8 protein-coding genes and 1 CRISPR repeat array are annotated in these 11,081 nt (G+C 27.5%); all 8 genes read right to left on the reverse strand.

The window, feature by feature from the left end:
* The first annotated feature begins 67 nt into the window (after positions 1–67).
* Positions 68–2,119: a CRISPR direct-repeat array (repeat unit 30 nt; unit sequence ATTTAAATACATCCTATGTTGGGGTTCAAT).
* A gap of 177 nt (positions 2,120–2,296) precedes the next feature.
* Genes cas2 through cas6 form a run of 8 tightly spaced genes read right to left on the reverse strand, consistent with a single transcriptional unit; the run spans position 2,297 to position 10,943 of the window.
* Positions 2,297–2,587, reverse strand: coding sequence for a CRISPR-associated endonuclease Cas2 (gene cas2 / locus EK368_RS12415; RefSeq protein WP_129600175.1), 291 nt, complete (start codon positions 2,585–2,587; stop codon positions 2,297–2,299).
* The gene (cas1b, locus tag EK368_RS12420) at positions 2,588–3,586 is read right to left on the reverse strand and encodes a type I-B CRISPR-associated endonuclease Cas1b (protein WP_129600176.1); all 999 of its coding nucleotides are present in this window, start codon (positions 3,584–3,586) and stop codon (positions 2,588–2,590) included.
* Between the two features lie 12 nt (positions 3,587–3,598).
* Positions 3,599–4,093, reverse strand: a complete 495-nt coding sequence (gene cas4 / locus EK368_RS12425; protein ID WP_129600178.1) for a CRISPR-associated protein Cas4 — start codon at positions 4,091–4,093, stop codon at positions 3,599–3,601.
* Entirely contained in the window at positions 4,094–6,655 is a 2,562-nt protein-coding gene (cas3, locus tag EK368_RS12430; RefSeq protein ID WP_129600179.1) for a CRISPR-associated helicase Cas3', read from the reverse strand.
* Positions 6,656–6,704: 49 nt separating this feature from the next.
* Complete coding sequence (cas5b, locus tag EK368_RS12435) at positions 6,705–7,487, reverse strand: type I-B CRISPR-associated protein Cas5b (RefSeq protein WP_129600181.1); 783 nt, start codon at positions 7,485–7,487, stop codon at positions 6,705–6,707.
* A 3-nt stretch (positions 7,488–7,490) separates the two neighbouring features.
* Complete coding sequence (locus EK368_RS12440; protein ID WP_129600183.1) at positions 7,491–8,453, reverse strand: type I CRISPR-associated protein Cas7; 963 nt, start codon at positions 8,451–8,453, stop codon at positions 7,491–7,493.
* Positions 8,446–10,236 (reverse strand): type I-B CRISPR-associated protein Cas8b/Csh1, encoded by a 1,791-nt coding sequence (gene cas8b, locus EK368_RS12445; protein WP_129600185.1) that lies wholly within the window; start codon positions 10,234–10,236, stop codon positions 8,446–8,448. The genes EK368_RS12440 and cas8b overlap by 8 nt, the downstream gene beginning before the upstream one ends.
* A 14-nt stretch (positions 10,237–10,250) precedes the next feature.
* A complete protein-coding gene (gene cas6 / locus EK368_RS12450) occupies positions 10,251–10,943 on the reverse strand; it encodes a CRISPR-associated endoribonuclease Cas6 (RefSeq protein ID WP_129600187.1) in 693 nt (230 codons plus the stop codon).
* Positions 10,944–11,081: the final 138 nt, after the last annotated feature.

Genomic DNA, 11,081 nt, shown 5'->3' on the forward strand with positions numbered 1-11,081 from the left:
AGTTCCCATACCTGCGATTCCAAAATTCTCTACTAACACTTTAGCTACATTTGGAGATAAGAAGCGTATTTAAATACATCCTATGTTGGGGTTCAATATACTTAGCAAATATATAAAAGGGAAAAGAAAATCATTTAAATACATCCTATGTTAGGGTTCAATATGGTTGAGATGGGAAGAACAGATAAAGAAATAGCATTTAAATACATCCTATGTTGGGGTTCAATGGAATAGATGCAATGCAAAATAATATAAATGTATGCATTTAAATACATCCTATGTTGGGGTTCAATGATATTTTCATCTATAAAACTACTTATTTTCTCTATTTAAATACATCCTATGTTGGGGTTCAATAAGGAGTACCAACGATTATGAATTTACTTCCATGTTATTTAAATACATCCTATGTTGGGGTTCAATTAGTATTTCTTTTCTTTTCTTGATCCACTGTGTACATTTAAATACATCCTATGTTGGGGTTCAATGAAAAAGTTAGCATGAATAAGGACATGATTAATTTATTTAAATACATCCTATGTTGGGGTTCAATTTTACCATCTCTATCTATATGTTTAGCATTAATAATTTAAATACATCCTATGTTGGGGTTCAATCCGATTTATCCGCTGATGAATATCTGTTAGTTTCATTTAAATACATCCTATGTTGGGGTTCAATTAGCATCATATTGTTTATCATCACAACTTAGATATTTATTTAAATACATCCTATGTTGGGGTTCAATTTATCTTGAACTTTTTTATACAATGCAGAAAAAAAATTTAAATACATCCTATGTTGGGGTTCAATAGTTCCCTTACAACAACAGGCGAAGGCGTAACAGATTTAAATACATCCTATGTTGGGGTTCAATCAATGTTAAACTCCCTGTTCCTGTCCAACCATTTATTTAAATACATCCTATGTTGGGGTTCAATTAGTTCTGCATATTCTATAAAGCTTTCCCTTACAGAATTTAAATACATCCTATGTTGGGGTTCAATTCCTCTGCCGTCTCCTGCGTGCCAAGCTACTTCATATTTAAATACATCCTATGTTGGGGTTCAATGGATTAGTATAATGAATTGTTGCTGCACCTATACTAATTTAAATACATCCTATGTTGGGGTTCAATCCCATGTTTGAGCATCTGGATCATTCCAATCTATTCATTTAAATACATCCTATGTTGGGGTTCAATCAGACACACCTTTTTCAGTTACAGCATTAGCAACATTTAAATACATCCTATGTTGGGGTTCAATAATGTTTGTAGTAAAAGATAATGACGTATTAAAAGAATTTAAATACATCCTATGTTGGGGTTCAATCTTCATTTCATTCCCCATGTCAAACCCCCTTTAGTATTTAAATACATCCTATGTTGGGGTTCAATTGTCTTTTTGAATATCCTAATTGGTCTGCTATCTCTATTTAAATACATCCTATGTTGGGGTTCAATCGCATCAATATATGGATGGGCAAACTGTACCATAATTTAAATACATCCTATGTTGGGGTTCAATATTTCCAGTGGAACATTTACAGACTTATATATAGGATTTAAATACATCCTATGTTGGGGTTCAATAGCTATTGGTTTAATTGCTTTTAGCAATCAATCTCCAATTTAAATACATCCTATGTTGGGGTTCAATCGATCTCTCCTGCACTATTCCCACACTCAATAAGCATTTAAATACATCCTATGTTGGGGTTCAATTACAATAGTTTGTCCATAAAGGTCAGCATTAGTATTTAAATACATCCTATGTTGGGGTTCAATCCTACTCCAGGGACTTCAAGAGCCCATTGTCTATAAATTTAAATACATCCTATGTTGGGGTTCAATTAAATTTAGAACCTGTGTAAATAGAAATTGTTTTTATTTAAATACATCCTATGTTGGGGTTCAATTACAGTTCTTGAAACATATTCAGGGAATAATACTGCATTTAAATACATCCTATGTTGGGGTTCAATGCTTTCAATCTGTTGTATAATTTCTTTTGTTAATTATTTAAATACATCCTATGTTGGGGTTCAATTTTGGCTGTTATATGACTTTTGCATAGCTACTTATTGGATTTAAATACATCCTATGTTGGGGTTCAATACTAGTAAAATAGCTATTCTTAAATATTAGTATACACTATAAATGTCTATATTTCAACATTTCTTAAAAATTTTACCAACCTATTTTGAATTTTTGACTTTTTTATTTAAGATTCCACCTAATCTATTGAAAATGCTTACATCTGCATTGTTAAACTATATACTTCACTTGGTAAAATCAAATTATCAAATCCTCTCCTGTATTATTACTCTGCATTCCTAAAATTTCTTCATCAAAAACATTACCATTTAACAATTTTATAATACATACAAAATCTTCATTCTTATTAATAACTCTATTTAAATCTGTTCTCAAAGAAATCAGCTTAGATGGAGTCATTTCTCCTCTGAAAACAGACTTTTGAAAATGAGATAAATACTTTTTACAAACCTTAAAGACCTTTTGAACTCTTTTTTCATTAACATCATAGAAAAGGAAAGCATAATTATAATTCAAATTTTTACCCATCTACATTCTCTCCTTAAGACTAAATGGAACAAATTCTTTATTTTCCATTATGAATTTAATCAATTTATAACAATCTAGCTTAATTGCAGTTCTATAGCTAACTTTTCTTTTCAATCTAGGATGAACAAATACAGATTCTAAACGTTCCTCGAATGCTTTTATGAATATTTTTCTTCCATCTTCATTTAATAAACAATAATTTACTTTTTTATCAAAATGTTTGGCTACTTGCAATTTTCTATTATTTACTAAATCAAATATAGTTTTATATACAATGACAGGTTTAAATACTTCACTTATGTCCAAACTTAAAGAAAATCTCCCTTCTGAGGGTTCATGTAAAAAACTAACCCTTTGATCTAAGTGTGTCCTATATATTGAAGATATAGTTTTTGCGTACAACAAAGTATTTCCAAAAGATATTAAAGCATTAATAGGATTATCTGGCGGTCTTTTTACTCTTTTATTTATGATAAAATCTTCTGGTAATATATTTTTAAATTCCCCATAAAATCTTTGCCATAGCTCCCCTTCTACTGCCATAACCTGATGTATATCTTTACTTTCATTTATTCTTTGAACAAATTCTTTATTGATCCAATCAATAGTATTCTTAACTTCTTTTTTGTTATGTTTATAATAGTGATATAATACCTCTGCTATATTACTCCCTATACCATTTACGATAGATTTAGCCACACATAACCTTTTACTATTAAAAGTCTCCACTTGTTTAACCAGAAGCTTTCCACTATTATATTGATTTCTAGGATAAAAACTTCCACTATATCCTTCATGGTAATTAAAAAAATGTACAATAATATTATTTGCTGCTAAAAAATCTAGTAGTTTTGAGTTGATGCTTACCTCATTTAAACAATATATTTCTTTTGTATTTTCTACTGGAATATATACGTTTTTTCCATTTTTTCTAAAGCATAATGAATTGTCCTTTCTCGTTAATTCACCCATAGATGTTATATATCTTGTGCTCCCCATTTATACTCACCTCTATATATAGCAATATTCGTAATATGCACATTTCTTACACTTTGCTTCATTTAAGACTGGTGGAATTTTATCCCCATTGATTAATAAATCGATCTCAGATACATATTGATCCAATTCTTGTAATGCTTCATCATTCAATTCAAAATATAGAATCTTATTATTTCCTTTCTTTTTCTCAACAAATTCTAATTTACCTTTTCTATTGATTCCTTTATCTTTTAATATTTTTAAATAATATAACAATTGCCACTTACAGGCCTCTACATCCGCATCTGATTTTTTGATTTCTACTAAATATTCATTTGTAAGCTTATCAATTCTTATATTGTCTATTGCAATTTCACTATTTTTACTTTTAGATTCCTTTTCTTTATGTATTGCTTTTCCTATCTTTACATTTTCACTATTATCTTCAAGATTAAGTCTGTTTCCATGGAGATAACACTGTCTTTTGCAATGAAAATAATAGTTTATTAAAGTACCATTTATTCTCATTTATATAAACTCTCCTATTCCACTTGCAAATTTTTCTTTATCTAGTTTGCCTTCTTTAAAATAATCGTCTCCATCCTCAATAAAATAAAGTTCTCCTACCCGATCATTATAAGGAAAACCATAATTCCACTTGATCTCATATATAAAGTTATTCATTTTTGATCTAACTTGAGATAATTTAACCCTTCTCTCCGAATAATTCATTGTTTCATCAAATAATAACTCCTTATATTCATGCCATAACTCTTCCCCGTTGAGCTTTTCTTCCTTTACAATAAGATTACTGCTTAAATAAACAGATATTTTACTTTCATTATCCTTAATCAAGCTTAATCTTTCTTCAACTTTTTTAAAATCCAAGTTTTTAACATCTTCATTAAAAAATCTCTCAACATTTAATTCATTCAACCCACCTGTTGCATTTTTTAATCTCTCAATAACCAAGTTATAAAATTTATCAAAATCCTTTCCTTTTAAAATTTCTTTTATACTTTCATTCTCTAGTGTTAAATCCTTATTGATTCTTATATCACTATATGATGTAGATCTATCCTTATAAGTATTTTTAGCTTCATCCATCTTAAAAAAGCAAACTGTACATTCTTCTTTCTTGCAAGATCTATTGATTCTTCCAAGAAACTGTTCTTCGCTATCTAGCATAGAAATATTTTTGTAACCAATATCCATATCTATATCTACCCCAGCTTCTACAACCTGTGTTGCAACTAATATTAAGGATTTCATTTCTTTAGCCTCATTTATAATTCGATCTCTTTCTCCGATGTTATCATCTCCACTCATAAGCTCAACAGCACATAATATTTCATCATCCTCTTTTAATCGATTATAAAAACTATAAGCTGAATTTTTGCTAATAAATTCGATGAGAATTTTTTTATCTGTATCACTTTTTTCCTTTACATGATTATATAAATCATCTATTATATTTTCACTTTGTAATAAATCATAATCCACTTTCACTCTATTTTTAAATATAGGATTTTCAAAGTATTTTGTTCTGTTTTCTATTAATTTAACAGTATTCCCTCTTGAAAGAGATAACTGATCTAAGTCTGGTAGGGTTGCAGACATGATGATTATTTTTATATTTAAAATTTTTGCATAACAAGTTAAAAAAGTGATAATCTCTCCCCATATTAAATTTTTATAGCTTTGAATTTCATCTAATACAATTACACTATTTGCCAATTGGTGAAGAGGAAAAACATCTTCCTTGGATGTTCCAAATAAATATTTAAAGATGGTCACATGGGTTGTAAGTACCATTGGATAATTTAAAAATTGTCTATTTAACAAAGCTTCTTTATAATCATCCAAATTTGTATCTTCACTTTTACTAACTTTCTTATCCATCTTTATAGGCTCAATTGAATTGATTACTGCAATTTTGTCAAGTATGTTCTCTTCTTTTTCAAATACTTTTTCCAAAATATTTATATTTTGTTCTACTAGGGTATTAAACGGATATACATAAAATATTTTGTTTTTGCTTTTATCCTCCTCAAGTAGTTTAAAGCTTAAATTTGTGGCAACATTACTTTTTCCGCTACCTGTTGGGGCTTCTAAATAAAAAATATTTGATTCTATATGATTTATAAGCTTATTTTCTGCATCTAAAAATAGCTCATTTCTTAATATATTTATATCTTTTATATTTGAAAAATCTTTAGTTTTGCCATATTCTTCTTCATCATATTTTCGGATTAATTTATATATATCACCTTCTTTAAATACACCATAAAATTCTTCTATATTATTAATAACCCCAATATCTTTGATCTCAACATCCTCCATAAATTCTGATGTTGAATAAAAATCACAACCAACTAACATAGATAATAAGAGTCTTTCATATATATATCTATAAACAAGCTGATCTTTATTATATTTCTTATGCTCTTTTTCAATAATTTCAAATATCTTATTTATGTTTTTTATTTTTATATTTATTTCTTTACCAAGGGTTTTTTCAAATAAAATACGTTGTTCGTCAATTAATTTTTCTCCTTCTCCATCTAATTCAAATTTTTTCTTGAATTCTTCCCAAGAATTCAGTTCCACATGATGCCTTGATATTACGTATGCATTCATCATCATAAAATCTAATAAAAGGTTTCTTTCTTCTTTTTCAAGCTTTCTTATTACTTTAAAATATACATCCATATAGAAAATAGCTGAGAGCATAGAATGGTGATAGTTTTTATATTTTTCACATTCTTTTATATTTAAATCGTTGTCTAATCTACTCTTTTGAAAATAAGGATTTACCTTACCCATATCATGTAATGTAATAGTATTTAAAATCATTTCTTTAAATATTTCTATTCCTTCATATGAAAAATCTTTTAAAAATGCTATTTCTATTTTTTCAAAAACCTGTTCTAAGTTCTTTCCTTTCACAATTCCCAAAAAATATTTCACGCAAAGTTCAATATGCTCCTCTAATTTTTCATTTTTATCATCTTTTTTATGAGCATATATTGAATAGTTCTTATTTATAAAATCACCAATATCCATTTTTTTATGATAATCAAAATACATAAGATTCCCCTTTTCATATGATTAAAGGAGGTATAAAAACCTCCTTCTTCTAAATAAATACTATATTCTTACCACATATACTATAAACAGAAGTACTTCCCTTTTTCTTTAAATTTGCATTTGTATAAACAAAACTTTCTAATTCATACTTATTTGTCATTTTTTCCAAACTCATAGGAAGCTTTTCTTCATATTTGAATATAAGAACATCTTCTTCATCAAAGTCATCAAAATCATCATTTTCAACGATTTCAAAATCATCTTTCCTAAATAAACTATTAATCATAGATAATGAATTGATCTCTTTCACATCTTTTATGAATTCAATATTTTTTATATCTGCTAAATGATCATTTTTACCTAAATAGGGTATATAAACAAAGCTTCTATCTATCAATGCTTTAGCCAGCTTTTTTCCTTCTTCGTCTTCAATAGCTATATAAATATCCCAGCTTGGTTTTTCTAACCACTGCTCTTTTACGATTAAATTTCCGCCTTGTTCCTTAGATGCATATCCTACAGAATTATTAAAGATTTGTACCTTTTTATTAATATGAACCTCTTTAGGAGTAATTCCTATCTTTAAGTAGTTTAGTTTTTCATAAAATTCTGGGTAATATCCTTCATTATCTTCAAGTAAGCCTTTAAAATCATTTTTGTATTTTTTACTAAAACTCATTTGATTGTATCCTTTGTAGCCTAATATGGCTCCAAACATTCCCAAAAGAGCCACCTTATGAATATTTCCATAAGTAAAATATAGATAAGTATTCACATCTGGTTTCTTAAAAAAAGCAAATCTCCCCTCTAGGGTAAATTTTATAACATCCATATCTTACACCTCTTGCTTTGTAAATATATTATATTTCTTAACTCCTTCTATATCCGTATCAATTATTGTTGTATATGGATTATAATAAATTTCTACTGATTCGATCTTATCTTTTAAAGCATTTAGTAAATCTCCACATTTTAGAATTATTGTATTTTTATCCTCGCCTTTTTCAAATGCTACATACTCTGAAAGGGTTGGTAGATAAGTATTACTTTCGGATTCAACAAATAATGCAAATTCATTTTCGCATCCAACCTTAGCATTTGTAGCAAAAGAAGTTGCAGAGCAAAGTGCTGCTTGTTTAAACTTTTGATAATCATTTTCAGTATACCCATCTGTTACACCTAACTTTATAAATTCATTGTATGCTGTAGGATTAATTGTAAATGGGTAAAAATAATGAGCCTCATTGCTTACAATTTTACTACCTAGTGTAGAACTTTTTGCTTCTTCTTGTTCTTCATCATCTTTCTTTTTCTTCTTTTTTTCTGAAGCATCGCGAAATGGAGATAATATTTGCTGTTCTTCTGCATAGGAGTCTTCATATTTATTAAACCCTTGTCCTATTTGAACTGCTCCTGTAATGGATATATTGTTTCCTTCTTCTGCAAAGGTAGCTCCAAAATTTTTAACATCTATGGCTGAAAATAAATTCGTTAATACTTTTTTACTATCTTTACTTTCTTTTAAATCCTTTTCATCAAAAATATATTCATATCTTTCTTTTAAAGATCTTGGAACTAAATCTATTTCACCTTTTTTATCTTCTGATAACTTCATAGATTTTATATATAAAACTTTTTCCCCTTCACTCTCCCACATTTTCTTCATAGGATATTTTAATGCTTTATCACTTCCAAAAATCTCACCTGTTGATATAGTTTTAGGATAGCCTGTAAAATCCGCATTCCAATTAGACATAATGGATGATATCCCAATAATTCCATATATTCTTTTATTCATGCTCCTCTACCTCCTCATAATCTGTCCCTAGTTCTTTTTGTTTATCTTTATCTGGCTCTTCTTTTTCTAATTTTTCATATAATAAATTACTATGTAAATACCCCGCAATAATCATATCTTCATCAATTTTATTCTCTAACTCATAGGACATAACCATAGCATATAATCCTTTGAATTTAAAACTATAGCTTTCTATGTCATAATTATATTTTTTATACAAAGCCTTTAATTTCTCTTTTATCACTTTGTCTCTTTTGGCATTAATAAATGGATTTGCAAGTGAAAGAGGCTTTTTCTTTCCTTTACTCCTAGATATAAAAAAGCTTACCAACTGCCCTACTGCAAAAAAATACTCTCTATCGTTTTCTATAAAGCTAGTATTCTTTTGTGAAATTTTTTCTCTCAACTTATTTTTCATTTCTAATATCACATCTGTCATTTCTTCCCCTCCTTCAAAATATTCTTTTAATGATAATCTAAAGTTAAACTGATCAGCTGCTTTTGTCATGTAGCCGTTTTTAATACTCCCTTTGACTAAGCTTAATGATGCTTTTTTAAGTAATATCCATATATTTTTTCCATTTCCTTTATAAAACCAATTAAAAAGTTCTGTTCTACACATCAATATATTAAATTTTAATACTCCATCATTTATTTTTATATCTTTTGGTTCAGTGAAGTAATTAGAACTTAAATATTTACTAAACATTACCTCATTAACAAATTTTTCCATACCTTTTAATGTTTTTATTTTTTCATATGAAGCATTTAATCTATCATAATCTATTCCCAATATATTCTTATATTCAAATGGATCTTTAAAATTAGGATTAAATTTAGAAATAATATCATAATCTTGAATTTCTACTTCTTTACCTTTTTTTATCCTTAAAAAAATACCACTAAATTTATCATCTAAAGAATTTTTACTATCTAACGTCTTAATTTCTTCTCCCATATAAATATTCAATTTTCCAGCAGAAGCCTGATTCATTAAATAATCAAAAAACTTTTTTTGATAAAGTACCTCTTCTTGGTCAATCAAATATGGAAATGTAACTTTTCTCGTTTTATTCTCTAAATAAGGCTTTTTTGAATTAAGTCCCATGTTGTCATTAGGAAGGCCATAGATCATATTTCCTACCTTCTGGTTATAATCATTGTTGTTATATATATTAGGTATAAAATATCTTTCACTTTCTTTTTTATAATCCTCAGGATAATAAAAGAATATCTTTAGATAATCCTTACCTGTATATTCCTTAAATAATGCAAACAAATTTTCCTTAATCCATACCTTTATTTTATTTAACTGCTCTTGATTTACTTGTCCTACTTTTTCTTCTGCTAACTGGTATAAATCTAGTGCTTTAGCTTTTTTATCATATTTTAATCTAGGATTTTCTAAATAGCTATAGTATTTATCTATAATTTCTTCTGTAAGCTTCCCATTGGTAAGGCTTTCTTTTTTTATAATAAAAGATAAATAATTATTCCCTTGTATTACTTTACCACTACTTGATAATATTGCTTTATTCATATCTGTTACTTTACTGTAATAGTCAGCTAAACATATAAAATCCATATACTGACTTTGAGTTCTATCAATTGTTTTCATTTTTTTATCTAACTTTATATCTACAGCATCCTCTATCAAAAATCCATCATCACTAGGCTTAACTACTACATATGTTCCGTCAGCTGGAATATACTCGTCTAGAATAAGTGCATCTCCTTTTTTTTCATACTCTTTTTTAAATATTGCTAAAGCTTGGTTTAACACATCATCACCTCCCTTTATAAGTATTTAACATTCATATACCCTGCACCACGAGCATTCATTTCTAACATTCCTATTCCTAAACTCATATATGCTAATTGTTGAGAAATTTTATCATCACTAATATGTATAGTAAGCTTATCCCCAAGAATCTTTTTCCCTTTATAACTTATAGCTACAGGTTTTTTATTATTAAATTCTATAGATGTATAAAGCTGAAAATCTTCATTTATTTTTGTATTCATTAATGAATTATATTTTTTTATTAGGTTCTCTTGTAACCTTCTTTCAAAATCATCTAAAGAAATATTTCCCTTCCAATATCCTTCATTAGTTTTTAATACCAAAGGTGTTATAGAATAAATTTTCTCTATATGATTTTGGGGTAATATTCTTATTGTTGATGTTAAAGCTTTTATATTGTCGTTAAAATGATTTACTAATTCTTTATTAAAAAAATTAGCCAATTCATAATCTACCGTTCTTATTCTTATTGTATAATTATTTCCTCTCTTATGAATTTTGTCTTTTTCTAATGGATAAAATGAACAAAAACAATAATTTTTATAGGTATTTTTATTATGTAATTCTAATAATTCTGATCTTTTTGCCATTCCACTGTCAATAAATTCCGCTATTTTTGAAAAAGAATCCTTTGAATCTATATCCTTTATTAAAAATACCAACACAGATATTTCAAATACTTTCATAAAGCACCTCCTTTATCCCTAATATTACACTTATTGTTTTAATTTGTAAATATTTACTCAGAATATAAAAATAGCCAGAACACCTATGTATTCTGACTATTTTTATATATTCTTAATTTTTATTATCCTAAAAACATT

Origin of the sequence: Anaerophilus nitritigenes, assembly GCF_004138215.1 — a bacterium.
Lineage (GTDB): Bacteria > Bacillota > Clostridia > Peptostreptococcales > Thermotaleaceae > Anaerophilus > Anaerophilus nitritogenes.

Coding starts and splice junctions, on each gene's coding strand:
- cas3 (WP_129600179.1), bottom strand. CDS start 6,655: ATGTATTTTGATTATCATAAAAAAATGGATATTGGTGATTTTATAAAT.
- cas5b (WP_129600181.1), bottom strand. CDS start 7,487: ATGGATGTTATAAAATTTACCCTAGAGGGGAGATTTGCTTTTTTTAAG.
- cas4 (WP_129600178.1), bottom strand. CDS start 4,093: ATGAGAATAAATGGTACTTTAATAAACTATTATTTTCATTGCAAAAGA.
- cas2 (WP_129600175.1), bottom strand. CDS start 2,587: ATGGGTAAAAATTTGAATTATAATTATGCTTTCCTTTTCTATGATGTT.
- EK368_RS12440 (WP_129600183.1), bottom strand. CDS start 8,453: ATGAATAAAAGAATATATGGAATTATTGGGATATCATCCATTATGTCT.
- cas6 (WP_129600187.1), bottom strand. CDS start 10,943: ATGAAAGTATTTGAAATATCTGTGTTGGTATTTTTAATAAAGGATATA.
- cas1b (WP_129600176.1), bottom strand. CDS start 3,586: ATGGGGAGCACAAGATATATAACATCTATGGGTGAATTAACGAGAAAG.